The following is a 19,297-nucleotide window of genomic DNA, read 5'->3' as shown; positions in this document are numbered from 1 at the left end:
TCATCGGCCGCAAAAAGCCTGAATATCGACAAGAGAGGAAAAATGCGGGCAATTATGGCGGTGGTAGGCGTGTTGAGTGTGGCGGTGGCGGCGTGCAACGGTAGCCAGGTGTCGCCGACGGGTATCGTCGGCCCGTATTCGGGAACCTGGAACGGACAGTCCGCCCGGATCCTGGTGCTGGATGATGGCCGTTTCTATGTGCGATACATGAAGGCCGACATACCGAGTGCGCTGGCCGGCGTGGTCGCAGGTACGATCGCGTCGGGGGACGGGAGCGTCGCCCATGGCAGCGGCATCGACTACAACTACGGCGACCCAGGCGTAACGACGCTGACCTGGAGCGGCAGGTATGCGGCCCGCCAAGCGATCGCGGCCAAGGCGACCTATGCGGACGGCAGAACGGCACAGCTGAATGCGCGCTATGATCCGTGCTGGACCCGAGCGACGTTGGTGGCCGCGACCGGCAGCTTTTGCGGCGCGGGGATGGCTCACCGGAAAACACAAGTCGATTTCGATGCCCTGCGGCTCACCGTGGACGCCAAGGGGAGCATCGTCGGCCTATCACAGCATTGTCAGTTTTCCGGTACGCTCGCGCCGCGCGTAGACAGCAACGTCTATGACGCGACGCTGAATTTCAATGGCGGCGCCGGTTGCGCCTACCCGAATACCTCGGCAAGCGGGATCGCCATGATGCACGATACGCAGCTGGAAATGTTTGTCCAAACTCCCGACAAATCCAGCATTTTGCTCGTCATGGAAAAGCAGTAGCGGGCTTAGATGCCCGATCCGGGCGTTGCGGCCCCGACGTGCACCGACGGCGGCGATTGTTGCGACGATGATTCACACCGCGATGATCCGAGACGCTGGAAAAACGCTGGGGTCTATGCTATCCTGCCACGCTTTGGAGCGAGAAGGGTGTCCCGGTTGACCTGTTCCGGTGTTCCACCGCTTCTCATCGCGCCCGCCTACGCGTTTGCTTCCCCCTATATTCCCTGAGGGCCTGCCCGCCATCATGCGGGCGGCGCAGTTGTGGTCCGATTTTCCGGGCACCGTCAATACTGCTGCGCGCCCATCGGGCTTCCGCGTGTCGACGCATCTTGCGTGAGCGGGGGAAAGCGGCAATGCAAGGCGCCAGGGCGATGAATGTATTGAACCAGCCAGGGACAACATGACCACGATTGTTATCAAGGAAAACGAGCCGTTCGAAGTGGCGATCCGCCGCTTTCGCCGAACCATCGAGCGCAATGGCCTGATCGCCGAGTTGCGCGAGCGCCAGTCGTACGAGAAGCCGACGGCTGTGCGCAAGCGTAAGAAGGCCGCCGCAGTCAAGCGCCTGCAGCGTCGCCTGCGTAGCCAGCAACTGCCGAAGAAGCTCCACTAAACGGCTTGCCGGTCCGCCCGCAGGCGGATACGCATCGATCCAGACGGCCCATGTCCACCGGACATGGGCCGTCTGTCGTCTTTGCGTCGATGACGGTGGCCCAAGTTTGCGCTCGAAGGTACCGAGCACAATCGTAGTTGCGCAAGATACCTGCCGACAATACGCTATTCGCCCATGCCGGGGAAGTGTTAGCGCATGCCTTCCATGCTGCCGAGTGAAATGCGGTTCAGGTGACCCGGCACAGCAAGTCGCATCTCAAATCGAACTGCTGCGCAATCGAGGTAAGGCGGTCTTGCCAGTCGCGATGATTGAAGCTGTCGTGCATGCTTTGCCGGCAACTGAGCAACACGACCGTCGGGTGGGCCGCTGTGTCACGAATAGTATTCCGGTAGCGCGTGCAGCCGATCCGGCAAATAAAGGGGAAGACAAGCCTTAACTTACCGAGCGGTAAAGGCGCCAGTTCAGGGCAGCCAGTGATTATGGATTTCCATCGGGTGACGAGGCGAGCGGCGCTTGGCTTGGTTTGCGCGCCATCGTGCACGCACAGCGCGCGCTGGACGGCCGCGATATCAACGCGATGGTCGCTACACTGGACGCCGGCGAGAACCTGCCGGCGGCGCTATGCGGCGGTCTGGCATTGCCGATGGCGAAATATGTCGGAACTGCAGTGAGGGTTCGCTTCGTATCTCCGGCTGGAGATTCGGCCGATGGCGCGTTGCGCCTGGCGTCGATGGCCGCCGCACAATCGCCGAGCATGCTGCGCTGAAGTGGCGTTAAAGTGGTATGCTTTAGCGCGTTTCACGCGCGTGAGTAGCACGCGGCCGTACGTGCAAGCCGTATCTCGCCAGCGTACTTCGTTCTCAGTGACCTATCTATGTACCAAGTCATCGCCACTGATCTGGACGGTACGCTGCTCAATAGCGATCACCAGGTCGATCCGTTCACTGTCGCCACGCTGCAAGAGTTGCAAGCGCGCGGCCTGCATTTTGTGATCGCGACCGGGCGACATTTCCGCGACGTTGCGGGAATCCGTGACCGGCTCGGCATCCGGCCGTATCTGGTCACTTCCAACGGCGCGCGCGTGCACGATGCGCGAGACAACCGCATTCATGCGCACGATTTGCCCGCGGATATCGTCAAGCGGCTAATGGCGCCCGATATCGCCGGCACGCATGGCCGTGTCATCGTCAATTTGTTTGTCGACGATGCATGGCTGATCGATCGCGAAGCGCCTCAGCTGTTGACGTTCCATCAGGATTCCGGGTTTCGCTACGAGGTTGCCAACCTCGCGGCACATGATGGCCAAGGGGTGGCGAAGGTACTGTACATCGGAGACGCCGCTGACCTGCGCGTTATCGAGCGTAACCTGGCCCGGCATTTCGGGGATGCGTTGTACGTGACGTATTCGCTGCCCGATTGCCTCGAGGTGATGGCCGCTAGCGTGTCGAAGGGACGTGCGCTGGCACTCGTGCTCGAGCAACTTGGCCTGCCGGCCGAACGGTGCATCGCATTCGGCGACAACATGAACGACATCGACATGCTGGAGTCAGTCGGACACCCGTTCATGATGGGCAACGCCAACCCCCGATTGATCGCGCGGCTACCCCATGTCCCGCGCATCGGCAACAATTTCGAGGCCGGGGTCGCCCACCATTTGCGCGCATTGCTCGCGCCGCAGCGCGAGCCCGCTTAAAACGGAGATAGTCGTCGTCGTAACCATAATAGATGGGGCGAGGAGCGACATACACTGCGGGTGACGACGCATAGACCGATGCGATCGATGCCGCCACGCGGGCGGCTTTGTCAGCCTGCCGCGACCTTGCGAAGCATCGGCTGGCGCGCGCCGCGCGCCAGTGACGCATACGCGTCGACGTAATGCTGTGCCATGATCCGCGCCGTGAAACGCTGTTCGAAGCGCGCGCGGATTTGTTCGCGGGACAGCGCCTCTACCTGCGACAACGCGGCCACTGCGCCGTTGACATCCTCGCAAATGAAGCCGGTTACGCCGTGCTCGACCACCTCGGGCACTGAGCCGCGGTTGAAAGCGATCACCGGCGTGCCACATGCCATCGATTCGATCATGACTAGTCCGAACGGCTCACACCAGTCAATCGGGAACAACAACGCTTTCGCACCGGACAAGAAAGCCGGCTTCTGTGCTTCGTTGATTTCGCCAATGAACTCGACATCGCCGAGTGAGAGTAGAGGCTCGATCTCATTCTTGAAGTATTCGCGATCGACCTTGTCGACCTTGGCGGCGATTTTCAGCGGCAGACCGGCCTGCGCGGCGATGCGGATCGCGTGATCGACGCGCTTTTCCGGGCAGATGCGGCCTAGGAACGCCAAGTACGTCGGCTTGATGTCCGTTTGCGGCACGAGTAGGTTTTCCGGCAGTCCATGATAGATGGTATCGACCCACCCGGCACGCGGCAGCGGCCCACGCTGCGAATCCGAGATCGAAATGACGTGTGCCTGCGGGAAGCTGTCAAAGATCGGTTGCAGCTCCGGCAGGTCTAGGCGCCCATGAAGTGTGGTGACGAACGGCGTGTCGATCTGCGAGAACAGGGGAAACGGCAAATAATCGAGGTGAAAATGCAGGATGTCGAACTCGTGGGCCACGCGGCGCACCTGTTCGAGCATCAACATATGCGGCGCCATCCAGTCGCGGATGGACGGGTCCAGGCGCAATGCGCGGGGCCACGCCGCTTCAAGGCGTGCCGAAGTATGCGAATCGCCGCTCGCGAACAGTGTCACATCGTGACCCAGCTCCACCAGCCCTTCCGTCAGGTATGACACCACGCGCTCGGTGCCTCCGTAGAGCTTGGGCGGCACAGCTTCGTGCAGCGGTGCGATTTGTGCGATACGCATTGTGTGCTCTCCTTACGAAAAATCGCCCTGCGCCTCGTTGCTGGAGGCGCTGCGTGTGGGCAACGCGGAAAAAAATCGGCGAATCGGACCGCCAGTATGCCGCAGTTGCGGTCAGTCCGACGGATCGCGATATCGCGATCGGAAGTTTTATTATCTAGGCGAAAGCGAGGAATTCGAGCAATTTTTCAAAACCTTAATTTTGTTACAGTGCGAAACATCGGCGCAATATTGCATTCCGATCCATTGCGCCGCATTAGCACATCGTGAGGCGCGACGAAAGCCGCTCGCACATCACGACGCGGCGAAGGCGCTGGGAAGCACTGTCCGTCGCCACGCAGTTCCAATGGACCCTATCATGCCACGCTCAACCGCGAGGCGGGGCGGGGGCAAGATTCGAACCAGCCTGCGAGTACGTTGCCAACTTGTTGTTCTTAAAGGTTTAAGAGTTGTGCCACGCGCCACTGGCCTATTGCCGATGTGTAATTTGCACCGTGCTCATGTAGGAATATTTTCTCCATATATAGAAACCTTCCAGCGCGGGCGGGATACTCCTTTCCGATTTAGGCACCGTGAGTGTTCTACGAAACTCGATTCACGTTGGGCAGCGTGGTATGGCGCACCGATCGACGGCGAGCAAGTGCGTACACTGATGGCCGACACGCGTTCGTTCCTGCAGAAAGTGCCCGTGTCGACATAAGCCAACAACGTGCAGTTGCCCGAGGACATGTCGGCCGATCGGCATGAGCCGCTCGCCGCCGCGCATGCCCCATCTTGACGGGGAGTCCGTTGAGTCTGCCCTATGGTCCGCAGATCAATCCCGAAGGGCGTACCGACAGCGTCACCAATCAGCCCCAGGTCGATGATCTATTGACCAGTCTTGGGCGCTGAGATTGAGTAAAAGATGGGCGCGCAAATGCGTCGCTGCGTACGATTGCAATCCATTGGAACAGGAACGGGGCACCGCAGGCGCGGGTCCTGGCGGTGCGCCGTCAACGGCTTTGGGCGGCGCCGACGAAGTCGGGTGTGATTCGTTACATCGCGTACATGGCCTGGGCGTGCCGGGAAAACCGGTGAAAAGGCAGTGTTTCAAGGAGGAAGCCAAAATGAATATCCAAACAGCGTGCACCGCACTAGCTGGTGCCACGTTCGGCGTGGTACTGGTGGCACACGACGCGTGCGCCGCCCTTGGCAGCGCGCCGAGCTACGCGAGCAACGCCGCATCCAGCCAGGCCACGCTGCGCGCGGCCGTTGCCGCATCGCCATCGACGGCGTCCGGCGCCAGCGCAACGACCACCCCCTATACCGTGCAGCAGACCATGCTACCCACCGGCACCGTGGTACGCGAGTACATCGCCGATGGCACCGTAATCGGCATCGCCTGGTCCGGTCCTCAAATGCCCGAGATGCGCACGTTGCTGGGTACCTACTTCCCACAGTACGTCAGCGATATCCAGATGCAACGCCGCGACCAGGGCGGCCACGGGCCGGTGTGGATGCGCAGCGGTGACTTAGTCGTACATTCGGGCGGGCACATGGGCGACTTCAGCGGGCAAGCCTTCCTACCGCGGGCCTTGCCGGCCGGCATGACCGAAGCGGATATCCGCTGAACACAGGAGTGCTATCGTGACCCTAGTCAATACACGCCGCGGGCTCACATGGCGCGCCGCGGCGCTCATGGGCGCCATGACGCTGGCCGCGTGCGGAAGCGGCGGCCATTCCAATTCGGCGGTCAGTTCCGCTCCCCTGGCGGCCAATGTTGTGCCGATCACGGTGGCGCGGGGGCTCGACCGGGTGGCCAACATCGGCACTGTGTCCGTCACCATCTGCGCAGCCGGTAACGCCGCGCGGTGCCAGACGCTTGACAACATCCAACTCGACACGGGTTCGTATGGCTTACGAGTGGTCGCCGCGGAATTGTCACCCACATTGCGCGGCGCGCTGCAGCAGGCCACCGTGCCCAATTCGAATGCGCCGCTTGCATCGTGCGCGTTGTTCGCGGACGGGTATTCGTTCGGTTCGGTGCGCATTGCTGACGTGACGCTAGGTGGGCGGACCGCCAATGCGATCCCGATCCATTTAATCGATGATACTAAATTCCCGACAGTGCCATCCGACTGCGTCGTAGGTCGCTCGGAGAACACCACGTCGGAGTTGCATTCTCGCGGCATCCTCGGTGTCGGGGCGGCAGCCGTGGACTGCGGCAACCGATGCGCGACCAATGCGGCCGCCAGTTCCTACTTCAACTGCGCGAGTGCGTCCAACTGCGTGCAGACCGTCGTGCCGCTTGCCCAACAGATCGCGAACCCGGTGGCGAACGTGCCGATCGACAACAATGGCGTAATCGTCGATATGCCCGCGATCGGCCCCTCGGGACAGTCTTCGGTCAGCGGCACCTTGTTGCTGGGTATCGGCACCGCATCCAACAACCAGCTGGGCAGCGGTGTGATGGTATCGACCACCGATGATTCCGGTAGCTTCAGCGCGACGTACAACGGCTCGAGGATCACCGGGTTCACCGATACCGGCTCCAACGGCCTGTTCTTCACCGACGCGTCATTGCCCGTGTGCGGCTCCGGCAACCCGTTCTATTGCCCGCCTGGCCAACAGACCAAGATCCTCACCGTGACGGGCGCGAATGGTGCCACCCAGGCCGTCAATCTCAACGTGGGCAATGCGTCGATGCTGCTCAGCACGCCTAATACGTTTGCGTTCAACGATTTGGCCGGGCCGATGCCCCGCTACTTCGACCTAGGCATGCCGTTTTTCTATGGGCGGCGCGTAGCGGTGGCGATCAGCGGCAAGTCCACACCATCAGGCAATGGTCCCTATGTGGCATTTTGACGTGATGCACTGAGTGACCGGTGGCCGTGCGGGCGCACGGCCACCGGTCTTGCTGTTTGCCATTATCGGCTATCGGCGCGTCGTCATATTGACGGCTGGGCGGTCTGCAATTCGGCGTGTTGCGGCGGCGGCATCATGTGCCGTGATACGCCCAAGCCCACCGGGTACCGAGCGCCCAAGACGCTGTCGCTTCGCGACGTTGCATAGGGTGCTGCAAAGCCTGCCCGACGAAGCCGTGCCGAGTCGCGACATGCTCATCATCCTCAAATCACGGTCACGGCGGACAGCGACCTGGTGATGATTTCGCCCGTGGTCCGGCGTGTCAACTGACAAAGGCCTTCTCGACCACATAGTGGCCCGGCGCCGAATTGCTGCCTTCGGTGAAGCCCATGCCATCGAGCAGTTGCCGTGTGTCACGCAGCATATGCGGACTTCCACACAACATGATGCGGTCGTTGTCGATCGAGAACGGCGGCACGCCGAGCCGCTCGAACAATCCGCCCGTTTCAATCAGCTCCGTGATGCGTCCGCGATTCTGGAACGGCTCACGCGTCACGGTCGGGAAATACACCAGTTTGTCGCGGATCAGCTCGCCGATGTGCTCGTGCTGCGGCAAATGCTCGGTGATGTACTCCTTGTACGCAAGCTCGTCGACGAAACGGCAGGTATGCGTGAGCACGATCTTCTCGTAGCGATCGTAGACGTCCGGGTCCTTGATAACTGACATGAACGGAGCCAAGCCGGTGCCAGTGGAGAGCAACCACAGCGTCTTGCCGGGCAACAGATTGTCGACTACCAGTGTGCCGGTCGGTTTCTTGCCAATGTAGACCTGATCGCCTACTTTCAGGTGCTGCAGCCGCGATGTGAGCGGGCCGTCCTGCACCTTGATGCTCAGGAATTCGAGGTTTTCCTCGTAGTTCGCGCTCGCCAGGCTGTACGCGCGCAGCAGCGGTTTGCCATCCACTTCCAGGCCGACCATGGTGAACTGACCGTTATCGAATCGAAAGCCCGGATCGCGGGTGCAAGTGAAGCTGAACAGCGTGTCAGTCCAGTGATGCACGCTGAGAACGGTTTGTTGGGTCAGATTGCTCATGGTGTTTCAGTCGGATCGATGGCCGTCGGGTCCGGCACGCGCGACGGTCTGGCTAAATATATTAAGCACGTTACCATTTTACCGCGTCGCGGCAAAGTTATCCGGTGCTTGGACAATGGCGCGTCGCCAGACGTAACGAGCGGCACGCGGGGCAACGAGTAGTAGGCGCGTTGCAACGCCGTGGAACCGTCCTAGTCCAGCCGCAACCGCGCTATGTACGGCAAGTGATCCGATAACCACGCGGTGCGGGGTGCGGGCTCGAGCCATTGCATTGGCGTGATGCCCCGTACGAACATCTTGTCCAGCGCCAGCGCGGGCGAGAATGCGGGAAACGTCTTGCCAGCCTCGCCCAGCGTTGAGGCCACCTCGCGCAAACCGATCTCGGCGAACAACGGCTCCGAGTCGTTCTTCCAGTCGTTAAAATCGCCGGCGAGCACCAACGGGCCGGTTGCCGCCTCGCGGGCGATCCAATGGGCGATCCAGTTCATCTGGCGCAATCGCGACTGGCGGGTGAGCGCCAGATGGACGCACAGCAATGTGATCGGCGTGTTGTAAAGCGTCGCGCGTGCCACCAGCAAACCCCGCTTCTCGAAGCGGTGCGCGGAAATGTCCCAGCGCCCTCCTAGGTCGAGCGGATGCGGCGACAGGATCGCATTGCCGTGTCGCCACGATGGCTTGAACACATTTGGCCCGAGCGCCAGCTGTAAGCGCAATGCTTGCGCTATTTCGGTAGCCTGGCACTGCCATACGTCGGTAAGCGCGCCTTGCAGCGGCTCGCCGAAGCCATTGCTGGCCAGCACGGGCGCGGGCATCCGGCGCGCCATGGCCTCCTGCAGGAAATACAGGTCGGCCGGCGTTGCCTGCATCCAGCGTTGCATCGACTGCCATGCCTGCAAGCCGAGCGGCGAGCGGCCCTTATGCAGATTCCAACTGACGGCGACGAATTCCTTGTCACCGGTGCGCGGCACGCTGGGCAAGGTATCGCCGTGTCGCATCGGTCGACTATCCTTACGCGAGTTCATCACCCGTTCACTGTTCCACAATGCTCGCCTGTACGCGATAGACGAGTTGCGGGTCGTGGTCCACCAGCTTCCACGCTACCGTTCGCCCGGGCGGCACGAGCAGGCCGGGATGGACAGCGGTGACTCGACGCGGCTGCGGTGGCAGTGCACAACCCTCGGCGGTCTGTGCGGCACGCGTATCCTCAAAGATCTCCTGTACGTCCAGCGACAGAACCGCCTTGCCGCCGTCAACGTGGGTCGGCGACACGGTCAGCGTGCGCGACAACTCGATGCTGGCCACCGGTTGGTTCTGGCAACCGAGCTCATGCACGACGCTACGCTTGTGTGTCTCCGACTTCGCTTGGCCGACCGTGGTCGTTGCGCCAAAATGGTCGACACTGCGCCCGTCCTGCACGACTTCAATATCCCAGCGTACCTTCGGCGGACCCTCCTGCGCGCATGCCACGGCGGCAACCGAGGCCAGCAGCACGCCGGTGGCGAGTGTACGAAGGGCATTCAACAGACTTGTCATAAGGGATTCAGACTCGGATCGCCCGATGGATTCATGCTCCGCACGGCGGCCGAGTTCTGCATGCACGAAACGGTCATGATAACGGGGTTTGGCCACGCGTGCGGACACCACGCGGCGTTGGCAGCAACGCCGCGTGACTGCTAGCTTGCACAACTTATTGACGCCGATACACTGAATTGGCGCCGCGCGGGGCGGCGTGGCAGCAGAGGAGGTGAATATGACTAACGCAATGGTCAAGCAGGAAATCGCGGTGGCGGCTTTCAAGCCGATCTATGACTTAAGTCAGATCGAGACGGCCTTACATGACTTGTCCGATGGCGCCAGCGAGGCGTTGCGAAGCACCTACGAGAAAATGCTGAAGGTCGGCGCGTTGCGCTTTTGCGTCAAGCCCAACCGGTTGCCGTCAATCGACGCGCTCCTCGCCGAGTCCCCAAACTTTAGCGAGCCGCTGGAGGACGTGCGCAAACAGATCGCGCTCGTGGCCGAGACCGACGACAGGCTCGAGTTAATGCCCATGCTGCTGCTGGGCGAACCCGGCATCGGCAAAACGCATTTTGCCCGGCAACTTGCGCGCCTGATCGGCACCGGCTATCACTATGTCGCGATGAGTTCGCTCACCGCGGGCTGGATTCTGTCCGGGGCGTCGTCACAGTGGAAGAATGCCAAGCCAGGCAAGATCTTCGACGCGCTGGTCAACGGCGCCTATGCGAACCCACTGGTGCTGATCGACGAAATCGACAAGGCGGGCGGCGATGCGCAGTACGATCCACTCGGCGCGCTGTATGCGCTGCTCGAGCATGACACCGCGCAGTCGTTCATCGACGAGTTCGCCGAAGTGCCCATCGATGCATCCAGTGTGCTTTGGATCGCGACGGCCAACGACATGCACTGCATTCCGGAGCCCATCCTGAACCGGATGAACGTCTATGAGATCCCGACGCCGGATCGCGATGGCGCGCGCCGTATTGCCCAGTCGATCTACTCAGAGATCCGCGAATCGCACGCATGGGGCGCGCGTTTTCCGCAAGCGCTCGAAGAGGCGCCGCTGGACGTGCTGTCAACCTTGTCGCCGCGCGTGATGCGGCGCGCCATCATCCACGGCTTCGGCAATGCGCGGCTGGCGGGACGCGATGCGGTGAGCGCGCACGACGTGGTACTCGATCGCCACGCGCGCAGACGCTCAATCGGGTTCTGACGCTGCTCGAGCCACGCCGCTGTGCGGCGACTAGAGCAGCCGCACGATTAGCGAGCCCAGCAGTGTCAACAGCAGCGTCGACATGAACGGCAACGGCAGACGGCGGCCGCGCCAGCTGAGCGCGAGATCCCCGGGCAAGCGACCGATGCCCAGTCGGGCGAGCCAGGGCCAGCTCGCGCTAAGAATCACGGTGGCAATGAAGGTGGTCAGCAACCAGCGGAACATCGACAGGTCAGCCTCATGAGTCACAGCATGTGCGAACGATCGCCGCGCTCAAACGCGCCCAATGCGCCATCCAGGCCGCGGCAAAACGCGATCACTTTGAACAGTTCGCCCATCTCTGCCTCGGACAGCAGCTTCTGTACCGCATTAGCCGCGGGCAGGAAGCGAGCCGGATCGGCCGGGTCCAGTTGCGCCAGCGAGTCCGTGATGCCTGCGTTCATCAGAAAGCGTGCTTGCGACGTGTATCCGAGCAAATGCGCGCCCGCGTCGTGGGCAGCCTGCTCGATGGCGCTGAACTGCACATGCGCGGTGATGTCCTGCAGGCCGGGGTAAAGGAACGGATCGCCGTGTGCACGGTGCCGGTAGTGGCACATCAACGTGCCCTCCGTGCGCTGTGGATGGTAATACTCAGCAGCCGGGAAACCATAGTCGATGAACAACGCGGCGCCGCGGCCGAGCACCGAGCACACGGTGCGCACGAACGCGGCAGCCGCCTCGTGTGTTTCGGTCACGTAGTCGTGCCGGCCAGGAACGCACGCGAGTGCGGCCGGCACGGCGGCGGCATCCAGCGGCCGATCGGCGAACACGAAGCGGCTCGCATCCGCCACAGCGACGCCGCGTTCATGCCACAAGCCATTTTGCCGCGCAAACAGACGCACCGGCATGGCGTCCAGCACTTCGTTGCCAACCATCACGCCCTCCACGCGCTCGGGCAGCGCATCGACCCACTGGACGCAGGAGGCGAACTGCGGTGCAGTTTTCGCAATGCACTCGCGCTGGCGCGCGCGCAACTCGCCGGACAATTCCACGATCGTGTAGCGCACACACCCGACACCGAGCGCATCCAGCGTGCGCAGCAGGCCGGCGGCGAACTTGCCCGTTCCCGCTCCGAATTCGACCACGTGGCGTGTGCCGGTAGCGCCGAGTATCTCGGCCACCGGCTTGGCGAACGTCTGTGCAAACAGCGGCGAGAGTTCCGGCGCGGTGATGAAGTCGCTCCCATCGTCGGGACTGCGGCCGAACTTGACTAGACCACCGCTGTAGTAGCCTAGACCCGGTGTATAAAGCGCGAGTTCCATGTACCGGTCGAATGGCAACCACCCTCCGGCCGCAGCGATTTGACCGGCGATGTGCTGCACTAACGCACGAACGTGGGCAAGCTCGGTATCGTCAGGAACGGGTAAACTATCAGGCTGCGTTGAATTCGGCTTCATTCCCGCATTGTAAATGAGCGACCCGTCGTGCGCCGGTCAGTATCCGGCTTCCCCTTCTTACGCGCCGCCCGTGCGCCGTGTCGCACTGGTGACCGGCGCAGCACGGCGCATCGGCCGTGCGCTGGCGCTTGGCATGGCCGCGCGGGGTTGGGACATTGCGGTCCACTACCATACGTCCGAGGCTGACGCGCAGTCGCTGACCGCCGACATACAGGCGCTGGGCCAGCGTGCTGTCGCGTTGCGCGCCGATCTGGCCGACGAGGCACAGGTGCGGCGCCTGGTGCCGGATAGCATCGCCGCGCTCGGGCGCATCGAATGCGTGGTGAACAACGCGTCGCTGTTTGACGAGGATACGGCAGCCACGTTCGGATACGGCACGTTGTTGAACATGACGGCGATCAATGTCGGCGCGCCGCTGGCGCTCGCGCAGGCGCTGCACGAATCGATTCCGGAGGTGGCGCGCGAAGACGAGACGTTGCGTGGCTCGGTCATCAACGTGCTCGATCAGAAGCTGTACAACATGAATCCGGACTATCTGTCGTATACGTTAACGAAAGCCGCGCTGCAGGCGGCCACCGTGGCGCTGGCCCAGGCGCTCGCGCCGAAGCTGCGGGTCGTGGCCGTCGCGCCCGGACTCACGCTGCGCTCCGGTAGCCAGACCGATGAAAGCTTTAGCGACGCGCACCGGCGCACGCCGCTTGGACGCGCATCGACGCCGGCCGACTTGGTTGAAGCGGTGTGCTACCTGGCCGACGCGCGCGGTGTGACGGGTGCGACGCTGCTGGTCGATGGCGGCCAGCACCTCGTGCCGTCGCCACGCGACGTGATGTTTATGACGGATACGTGAGCGCGATGCTTGCGTGCTTACTGCCGGGCCGGGCCATGCCGCGCGGCCACCGCCTCTACTTTTGACTGGATCGCCCATGCTCTCCGCCCTTTCGCACCCAAGCCTCGCAGACTGTCGGCGCCTGTTCCTGCGCAACTACGAGATTTCCATCAACATTGGCGTGCATGATTTCGAAAAACGCGCCGAGCAGCGCGTCATCGTCAACATCGACCTATTCGTGCCGCTGGCCGAATCGACGCCGCGCGCCGACAAGCTGGCCGAGGTCGTTGACTACGATTTCATGCGCTCAACCATTGCCCAACGGGTCGCGCGCGGACACGTCCATCTGCAAGAGACGTTTTGCGATGACGTTGCCGCCGCGATGCTGGCGCATCCGAAAGTGCGGGCAGTGCGCGTATCGACCGAGAAGCCGGACGTCTACTCCGACTGCGAGTCAGTGGGTGTTGAAGTCATCCGTATCAAGGAAGCCTGACATGCATGCACCCGAGACCACCGTGCGGGCCTTGACCCGTCGCGAGCAGAAACAGGCCTACGAAAACAACAAGCTGTTCAAGCGGCTGGCCCGGCAGGCCGGCCAAGCCATTGCTGACTACAACATGATCGAGGCCGGCGATAAGGTGATGGTTTGCGTGTCCGGCGGCAAGGACAGCTATGCGTTGCTGGACATCCTACTGCGGCTGCGCGAGCGAGCGCCGATCGATTTCGACATTGTCGCGGTCAATTTAGATCAGAAGCAGCCTGGGTTTCCCGCGCATATACTGCCCGAGTATCTCTCGGCACGCGGCGTGCCGTTTCATGTCGAGAACCAGGACACGTACAGCATCGTCAAGCGCCTCGTGCCCGAGGGTAAGACGACGTGCTCGCTGTGCTCGCGGCTGCGGCGCGGCATCCTATACCGCGTCGCGGGTGAGTTGGGCGCGACCAAGATCGCGCTTGGCCACCACCGCGACGACATCTTGCAGACCGTGCTGCTGAACATGTTCTACGGCGGCAAACTCAAGGGGATGCCGCCGAAACTGCAGTCCGACGATGGCAAGCACATTGTGATCCGGCCGCTCGCCTATGTGAAAGAGAATGATTTGGAAAAATATGCGCAATTGCGTGAATTTCCAATCATTCCATGCAATCTGTGCGGCAGCCAGCCGAACCTAAAGCGCGCCGAAATGAAGACGTTGCTGCAGGAATGGGACAAGCGCTTCCCTGGACGGGTAGACAACATGTTCAGTGCATTGTCCGACGTCGTGCCGTCGCACTTGATGGACCCTCGGCTGTTTCCATTCGCCGGGCTGCGCGCGACGGGCGTGGCCGATCCGCACGGCGACATCGCATTCGACGACGAACCTTGTGCAACGCCCGACAGCGGCACCGTGCCGATCGTGCCATTCGACGCGCTGTGACGCCGCGACGCCGGCGCGCCGTGTGTGGGTTGCACGACGGAATGCAGCAAGCCCGATGCTAAAATCGGCCCTTCGAGACTCGTTGGACGTTGACGCCGTGAATATCGTCATTCTTGCAGCCGGCATGGGCAAGCGCATGCATTCCGCGCGGCCAAAGGTGCTGCATTCACTGGCTGGCAGGCCATTGCTGTCCCATGTCATCGACACGGCGCGCGCGCTGACGCCGAGCCGGCTCGTCGTGGTGGTCGGGCATGGCGCCCAGGCCGTGCGCGAGGCCGTCGCCGCGCCCGATATCCAGTTTGCGCTGCAGGCCGAGCAACGGGGTACCGGTCACGCGGTTCAACAGGCGCTGCCATTCATCGACCCGGCACTGCCCACGCTGGTGCTGTACGGCGACGTGCCGCTCACGCGCGCCTCGACACTGCGGCGACTGGTCGACGCGGCGGCCAACGGCCACTATGGGGTGCTGACCGTCACGCTGGACGACCCACACGGTTATGGTCGCATCGTGCGCGATTGCGCCGGACGCATCACACGGATCATCGAGCAAAAGGATGCCGACCCGGAGCAACGGGAAATCCGCGAGATCAACACGGGCATCGTCATCTCGCCGAGCGGGCGGCTCGACGCGTGGCTAAGCTCGTTGACAAACGACAACGCGCAGCGCGAGTTCTACCTGACCGACGTCGTCGAGCGCGCGATCGAAGACGGTGTCGAGGTCGTCGGTGTACAGCCAGACGACGTATGGGAGACGCTCGGCGTGAACAGCAAGCGACAATTGGCTGACCTGGAGCGCGTCTACCAGCGCAACGAAGCGCTGCGACTGCTGGACGCCGGCGTCACGTTGGCCGATGCGTCGCGCATCGACGTGCGCGGCACGCTGGAGTGCGGCGCCGACGTGTCGATCGATGTCAACTGCGTGTTCGAAGGACACGTCGTGCTGGGTGACCACGTCAGCATCGGGCCGAACTGCGTGATTCGCGAAGCGACGATCGCCGCGGGCACGCGCGTGGACGCGTTCACGCATGTCGAGGGCGCACGCGTGGGCGAGAATGTCGTGCTCGGCCCATATGCGCGGCTGCGTCCCGGGGCCGTGCTGTCCAGCAACGTGCATGTGGGCAACTTCGTTGAGGTCAAGAACGCGGTGCTCGGGCATGGCGCGAAAGTTAACCATTTGAGCTATATCGGCGACGCCGACGTCGGGGCGCGCGTGAACATCGGCGCCGGGACGATCACCTGCAACTATGACGGCGCGAACAAGCATCGCACCGTGATCGGCGATGACGTATTCGTTGGCTCTGGTACGCAGCTTGTTGCGCCGGTCGTCGTGGGTTCAGGAGCGACGCTCGCAGCCGGGACCACCGTCTGGCGCGACGTGCCCGCCGGGGCGCTGGTGTTGAACGAGAAAACGCAGGTCGCAAAGCCAGGGTACGCGCGACCGGCCAAGAAAAAGGCCTGAATGTACGGCGCCGATGAGGCGGCCCAACGGTCACCCTCCATTTTCCACGGATAAACATCATGTGCGGCATTGTCGGCGCGGTAGCGCAACGTAACATCGTCCCGGTCCTCGTCGAGGGGTTGCGACGTCTCGAATACCGCGGCTACGACTCGTGTGGTGTAGCGGCTATCGTCGATGGCGCCGCTCGGCGCGCCCGCAGCGTATCGCGTGTGGCGGACCTCGACCTGCAGATCCGCGACACGCAACTGGCGGGGGAAACTGGCATCGCGCATACGCGCTGGGCGACGCACGGGGCGCCGGTCACGCACAATGCGCATCCGATTTTCTCGCACGACACGATTGCGCTGGTTCACAACGGCATCATCGAAAACTATGAAACTTTGCGTGAAGGCCTGCGCGCGAACGGTTACGAGTTCGTGACGCAGACCGACACCGAGGTCATCGCTCACCTAATCTACAGCCTTTATCGCGGTGACTTGTTTGCCGCCGTGCGCGAAGCGGTGAAGCAGCTGCATGGCGCCTACGCGATCGCCGTGTTCTCAAAAGATCAGCCGCATCGGGTATGCGGCGCGCGCGCCGGCTCGCCGCTGGTGGTCGGGCTGGGCCAACAGGAGAATTTCCTGGCCTCGGATGCGCTCGCGCTGGCGGGCAGCACCGACCGCTTCATTTTCCTCGAGGAAGGCGACGTGGTTGAATTGACGCTGGACGGCGTGCAGATCGCGGACCGCGACGGCAGCCTCGTACAGCGGGAGGTACGCACCGTCAACGCGTATGGTGGCGCGGTGGAGCTTGGGCCGTACCGGCACTTCATGCAAAAGGAGATCTTTGAGCAGCCGCGGGCGATCTCCGACACGATTGCGCAGACCGACGCATTCGATCCCGAGCTGTTCGGCGCTGGCGCCGGCGACGTGTTCAACGGGATCGACAGCCTGCTGATTCTTGCGTGCGGCACCAGCTACTACTCCGGTTTGACAGCGAAGTACTGGCTCGAATCGATCGCGAAAATCCCCACGCAAGTCGAGATCGCAAGCGAGTATCGCTATCGTGACTCCGTGCCGAACCCCCGGTCACTCGTCGTGGTGATCTCCCAATCCGGCGAGACGGCGGACACGCTCGCCGCACTCAAGCATGCGCAGGCGCTCGGACACTCGCATACGCTGACGATTTGCAACGTGGCGAGCAGCGCGATGGTGCGGCTCACCGCGCTGCGCTTGCTGACGCACGCGGGCACCGAAATCGGCGTGGCGTCAACCAAGGCATTTACAACGCAGCTCGTTGCCCTGTTCGTGCTCGCGGTGACGCTGGGACGGCTGCGCGGTCATGTCAACGCGAGTCTTCAGGCGCAGTACCTGAAGCAGTTGCGGCACCTGCCGGCGGCGCTCAACAGCGTGCTCGCGCTCGAGCCGCAGGTCATCGCGTGGGCAGAGGAATTTTCGCGCAAGGAAAACGCGCTGTTCCTTGGCAGGGGCATGCATTATCCGATTGCACTTGAAGGCGCGTTGAAGCTGAAGGAAATCTCATATATTCACGCTGAGGCGTATCCGGCCGGCGAACTCAAGCATGGGCCGCTCGCACTGGTGACCGAAGCGATGCCGGTGGTCACCGTCGCGCCGAACGATGCGCTGCTGGAAAAACTAAAGTCCAATATCCAGGAAGTACGCGCACGGGGCGGCCAGTTGTATGTGTTTGCTGATGCGGATACGCGAATCGTCAACGACGAAGGCCTGCATGTAATTCGGATGCCCGAGCATTATGGGCTGCTCTCGCCGATCTTGCATGTGGTGCCATTGCAATTGCTCGCCTATCACACTGCCTGCGCGCGCGGTACTGACGTGGACAAGCCGCGAAATCTGGCCAAGTCGGTGACGGTGGAGTGAGGAGGGTAGAGATGGAGGGCACCGGTGCTGGCACAGCGTGTGCCGCACGGGCCGAATCGTTCGCCGCTGCGCTGCATGGCACAGGCTGACCCATGACTAAAAAACGGGGAATAGCGCGCAACGGCCGGCAGTTTCCCCCAAGGCCCTCAAACCATTCGCCGTCTCCTAGCGGGCGAACGCTGACCAGACCAGACCTGTATTCTGACGCGAGCCAGCACATTCCAATTCAACGCCGCCGTCGAGCAGGCTCTCCACCTTGCATCGAGCCCGGACGCGCGAGCATTGCCGGGTTTCAAGCTGCACCAAGATACTCATCCGCTTAACCTACCCGACAGGCCGTCATAGCAAGCTAGCCGCGGCGCGGTGGATTGACGCAGGCCGCTGCGGTGTGGGTTGTTGCAACGCAGGTTGTTCGCAGTGCAAGCTTGCCGCAGTTCGTTAGGTTGAAGCGTGCGCGGCTGTAGCGCGAAACAGACGGCTGTGCTCGGTTTCGCACACTATCGGCGGTGTCGATGGTGCAGGATATGGATCGGGAACGGCGCGCGGGCCACATCGTGCGCCATCTGGTGCGGGCAGGAGACCAAAGAAAACCAAATAGGCAAGACGATGAACGAGCTAATCGAAGATTCGGGCCGGAGCCCGACGATACTGCCGGTCGCGCTGCGCGCAGCGACTCGTGAGGAGTACGGATATTTCTTTCACCTGTACCGGGATTCCCTGAGCGGCTACTTCAGGCAGACGCTAGGTTGGGAGGACGATTTTCGCCGAACGGCTTTCCGAGTGAGCTATCCGGTTGCACGGTGCCAGGCCATCGTGGTTGACGGCGTGTCGCGGGCGGTAGGGGTATTATCCACGCAAGTGTGCGAAGACGGTGGGGTAGAGGTCGCGCTGCTGTTGGTGGATCCGGCATTCCAGGGCCGACAGATTGGCGCGACCCTACTGCACCGCGTATGTGACGCCGCCCATCGTGATGGCCGCACGGTCAAGCTGCAGACTTTCAAGCTCAACGAGCGCGCCGCGCGATTCTATCTGCGCCAAGGGTTCCAGATTGTCGCCGAAGACAAGTATTATTTACACTTCCGGTGTGTACCGTGCGACGCCGGCCCGACAGTCCCTGCCTTGCTGTCGGCATGCGTTGATACGCAGCTCGACGCGAATCGCGATCGCGCTGCAGCAAGGCTCGACGTTGATACCGCAACCTCTGCTACTCGCAGCGGCCCTCCGAACGCGTGCACGACCGCGGCCCTCATCGACTGGCCCATGGAACGCTCCCTACAAGGCATCCTGTGAGTCTCGGCGGACCAGGTCTGCGGTTTCTTGACGGAAATCAAACTTGGCCCCAGTCAGCCAACGCGACATCACACGCGCCA

20 protein-coding genes are annotated in these 19,297 nt (G+C 62.3%); 14 read left to right on the top strand and 6 right to left on the bottom strand.

Annotation, left to right across the window (positions count from 1 at the left end):
• Positions 1-42: 42 nt before the first annotated feature.
• The 4 genes from RA167_RS11900 to RA167_RS11885 all read left to right on the top strand — a co-directional run bounded on the left by RA167_RS11900 (position 43) and on the right by RA167_RS11885 (position 3,074).
• Entirely contained in the window at positions 43-768 is a 726-nt protein-coding gene (locus RA167_RS11900; RefSeq protein WP_139337016.1) for a hypothetical protein, read from the top strand.
• Between the two features lie 400 nt (positions 769-1,168).
• Positions 1,169-1,381, top strand: coding sequence for a 30S ribosomal protein S21 (gene rpsU, locus RA167_RS11895; RefSeq protein WP_041752963.1), 213 nt, complete (start codon positions 1,169-1,171; stop codon positions 1,379-1,381).
• A 535-nt stretch (positions 1,382-1,916) separates the two neighbouring features.
• Positions 1,917-2,147: a hypothetical protein gene (locus RA167_RS11890; protein WP_139337015.1), complete on the top strand. Its 231-nt coding sequence runs from the start codon at positions 1,917-1,919 to the stop codon at positions 2,145-2,147.
• A 108-nt stretch (positions 2,148-2,255) separates the two neighbouring features.
• Positions 2,256-3,074 (top strand): Cof-type HAD-IIB family hydrolase, encoded by an 819-nt coding sequence (locus RA167_RS11885; protein ID WP_076785702.1) that lies wholly within the window; start codon positions 2,256-2,258, stop codon positions 3,072-3,074.
• Positions 3,075-3,184: 110 nt separating this feature from the next.
• Here RA167_RS11885 and RA167_RS11880 read toward each other — a convergent pair whose 3' ends face one another.
• Positions 3,185-4,249 carry a glycosyltransferase family 4 protein gene (locus RA167_RS11880; protein WP_076785701.1) on the bottom strand — a complete coding sequence of 355 codons (1,065 nt, stop codon included), beginning with the start codon at positions 4,247-4,249 and terminating at the stop codon, positions 3,185-3,187.
• Between the two features lie 771 nt (positions 4,250-5,020).
• On the opposite strand from RA167_RS11880, the gene RA167_RS11875 reads away from it, so the two are divergent.
• The 3 genes from RA167_RS11875 (at position 5,021) to RA167_RS11865 (ending at position 7,090) form a co-directional block, all read left to right on the top strand.
• Positions 5,021-5,137: a protein phosphatase CheZ gene (locus RA167_RS11875; RefSeq protein WP_338876923.1), complete on the top strand. Its 117-nt coding sequence runs from the start codon at positions 5,021-5,023 to the stop codon at positions 5,135-5,137.
• A gap of 215 nt (positions 5,138-5,352) precedes the next feature.
• A complete protein-coding gene (locus tag RA167_RS11870) occupies positions 5,353-5,856 on the top strand; it encodes a DUF2844 domain-containing protein (RefSeq protein ID WP_076787509.1) in 504 nt (167 codons plus the stop codon).
• A 16-nt stretch (positions 5,857-5,872) separates the two neighbouring features.
• On the top strand, positions 5,873-7,090 hold the full coding sequence (locus RA167_RS11865; protein WP_237574202.1) for a DUF3443 domain-containing protein: 1,218 nt from the start codon (positions 5,873-5,875) through the stop codon (positions 7,088-7,090).
• A gap of 322 nt (positions 7,091-7,412) precedes the next feature.
• Here the strand turns inward: RA167_RS11865 and RA167_RS11860 are convergent, their stop codons facing one another.
• From RA167_RS11860 to RA167_RS11850, 3 genes are all read right to left on the bottom strand, one after another.
• Positions 7,413-8,183: a ferredoxin--NADP reductase gene (locus RA167_RS11860; RefSeq protein WP_076785698.1), complete on the bottom strand. Its 771-nt coding sequence runs from the start codon at positions 8,181-8,183 to the stop codon at positions 7,413-7,415.
• Between the two features lie 191 nt (positions 8,184-8,374).
• The gene (locus RA167_RS11855; RefSeq protein WP_076787504.1) at positions 8,375-9,178 is read right to left on the bottom strand and encodes an endonuclease/exonuclease/phosphatase family protein; all 804 of its coding nucleotides are present in this window, start codon (positions 9,176-9,178) and stop codon (positions 8,375-8,377) included.
• A 34-nt stretch (positions 9,179-9,212) separates the two neighbouring features.
• Complete coding sequence (locus tag RA167_RS11850) at positions 9,213-9,716, bottom strand: hypothetical protein (RefSeq protein ID WP_076787507.1); 504 nt, start codon at positions 9,714-9,716, stop codon at positions 9,213-9,215.
• Positions 9,717-9,933: 217 nt separating this feature from the next.
• On the opposite strand from RA167_RS11850, the gene RA167_RS11845 reads away from it, so the two are divergent.
• Positions 9,934-10,911 carry an AAA family ATPase gene (locus RA167_RS11845; RefSeq protein ID WP_076787502.1) on the top strand — a complete coding sequence of 326 codons (978 nt, stop codon included), beginning with the start codon at positions 9,934-9,936 and terminating at the stop codon, positions 10,909-10,911.
• Between the two features lie 30 nt (positions 10,912-10,941).
• On the opposite strand, the gene RA167_RS11840 is transcribed toward RA167_RS11845, so the two are convergent.
• Both RA167_RS11840 and RA167_RS11835 read right to left on the bottom strand, forming a co-directional pair.
• Complete coding sequence (locus tag RA167_RS11840; protein WP_076787500.1) at positions 10,942-11,136, bottom strand: DUF2905 family protein; 195 nt, start codon at positions 11,134-11,136, stop codon at positions 10,942-10,944.
• A gap of 20 nt (positions 11,137-11,156) precedes the next feature.
• Positions 11,157-12,347 (bottom strand): class I SAM-dependent methyltransferase, encoded by a 1,191-nt coding sequence (locus RA167_RS11835; protein WP_076785697.1) that lies wholly within the window; start codon positions 12,345-12,347, stop codon positions 11,157-11,159.
• Positions 12,348-12,360: 13 nt separating this feature from the next.
• Here RA167_RS11835 and RA167_RS11830 point away from each other — a divergent pair, with 13 nt between their 5' ends.
• The 6 genes from RA167_RS11830 to RA167_RS11805 all read left to right on the top strand — a co-directional run bounded on the left by RA167_RS11830 (position 12,361) and on the right by RA167_RS11805 (position 19,217).
• Positions 12,361-13,194, top strand: coding sequence for an SDR family oxidoreductase (locus RA167_RS11830; RefSeq protein ID WP_076785696.1), 834 nt, complete (start codon positions 12,361-12,363; stop codon positions 13,192-13,194).
• Between the two features lie 76 nt (positions 13,195-13,270).
• Positions 13,271-13,666 carry a dihydroneopterin aldolase gene (locus RA167_RS11825; RefSeq protein ID WP_076785695.1) on the top strand — a complete coding sequence of 132 codons (396 nt, stop codon included), beginning with the start codon at positions 13,271-13,273 and terminating at the stop codon, positions 13,664-13,666.
• Between the two features lies 1 nt (position 13,667).
• A complete protein-coding gene (ttcA, locus tag RA167_RS11820) occupies positions 13,668-14,591 on the top strand; it encodes a tRNA 2-thiocytidine(32) synthetase TtcA (protein ID WP_076785694.1) in 924 nt (307 codons plus the stop codon).
• Positions 14,592-14,688: 97 nt separating this feature from the next.
• A complete protein-coding gene (gene glmU / locus RA167_RS11815; protein ID WP_076787498.1) occupies positions 14,689-16,050 on the top strand; it encodes a bifunctional UDP-N-acetylglucosamine diphosphorylase/glucosamine-1-phosphate N-acetyltransferase GlmU in 1,362 nt (453 codons plus the stop codon).
• 59 nt (positions 16,051-16,109) lie between these two features.
• Positions 16,110-17,927: a glutamine--fructose-6-phosphate transaminase (isomerizing) gene (glmS, locus tag RA167_RS11810; protein ID WP_076785693.1), complete on the top strand. Its 1,818-nt coding sequence runs from the start codon at positions 16,110-16,112 to the stop codon at positions 17,925-17,927.
• A gap of 606 nt (positions 17,928-18,533) precedes the next feature.
• Complete coding sequence (locus RA167_RS11805) at positions 18,534-19,217, top strand: GNAT family N-acetyltransferase (protein WP_076785692.1); 684 nt, start codon at positions 18,534-18,536, stop codon at positions 19,215-19,217.
• Positions 19,218-19,297: the final 80 nt, after the last annotated feature.

Source organism: Mycetohabitans endofungorum (assembly GCF_037477895.1).
Lineage (GTDB): Bacteria > Pseudomonadota > Gammaproteobacteria > Burkholderiales > Burkholderiaceae > Mycetohabitans.
The sequence above is the reverse complement of the archived record's forward strand: the minus strand, read 5'-3'. Positions and strand labels throughout refer to the sequence as shown.

Coding starts and splice junctions, on each gene's coding strand:
- RA167_RS11900 (WP_139337016.1), top strand. CDS start 43: ATGCGGGCAATTATGGCGGTGGTAGGCGTGTTGAGTGTGGCGGTGGCG.
- rpsU (WP_041752963.1), top strand. CDS start 1,169: ATGACCACGATTGTTATCAAGGAAAACGAGCCGTTCGAAGTGGCGATC.
- RA167_RS11885 (WP_076785702.1), top strand. CDS start 2,256: ATGTACCAAGTCATCGCCACTGATCTGGACGGTACGCTGCTCAATAGC.
- RA167_RS11880 (WP_076785701.1), bottom strand. CDS start 4,249: ATGCGTATCGCACAAATCGCACCGCTGCACGAAGCTGTGCCGCCCAAG.
- RA167_RS11870 (WP_076787509.1), top strand. CDS start 5,353: ATGAATATCCAAACAGCGTGCACCGCACTAGCTGGTGCCACGTTCGGC.
- RA167_RS11860 (WP_076785698.1), bottom strand. CDS start 8,183: ATGAGCAATCTGACCCAACAAACCGTTCTCAGCGTGCATCACTGGACT.
- RA167_RS11855 (WP_076787504.1), bottom strand. CDS start 9,178: ATGCGACACGGCGATACCTTGCCCAGCGTGCCGCGCACCGGTGACAAG.
- RA167_RS11850 (WP_076787507.1), bottom strand. CDS start 9,716: ATGACAAGTCTGTTGAATGCCCTTCGTACACTCGCCACCGGCGTGCTG.
- RA167_RS11845 (WP_076787502.1), top strand. CDS start 9,934: ATGACTAACGCAATGGTCAAGCAGGAAATCGCGGTGGCGGCTTTCAAG.
- RA167_RS11840 (WP_076787500.1), bottom strand. CDS start 11,136: ATGTTCCGCTGGTTGCTGACCACCTTCATTGCCACCGTGATTCTTAGC.
- RA167_RS11835 (WP_076785697.1), bottom strand. CDS start 12,347: ATGAAGCCGAATTCAACGCAGCCTGATAGTTTACCCGTTCCTGACGAT.
- RA167_RS11830 (WP_076785696.1), top strand. CDS start 12,361: ATGAGCGACCCGTCGTGCGCCGGTCAGTATCCGGCTTCCCCTTCTTAC.
- RA167_RS11825 (WP_076785695.1), top strand. CDS start 13,271: ATGCTCTCCGCCCTTTCGCACCCAAGCCTCGCAGACTGTCGGCGCCTG.
- ttcA (WP_076785694.1), top strand. CDS start 13,668: ATGCATGCACCCGAGACCACCGTGCGGGCCTTGACCCGTCGCGAGCAG.
- glmS (WP_076785693.1), top strand. CDS start 16,110: ATGTGCGGCATTGTCGGCGCGGTAGCGCAACGTAACATCGTCCCGGTC.
- RA167_RS11805 (WP_076785692.1), top strand. CDS start 18,534: ATGAACGAGCTAATCGAAGATTCGGGCCGGAGCCCGACGATACTGCCG.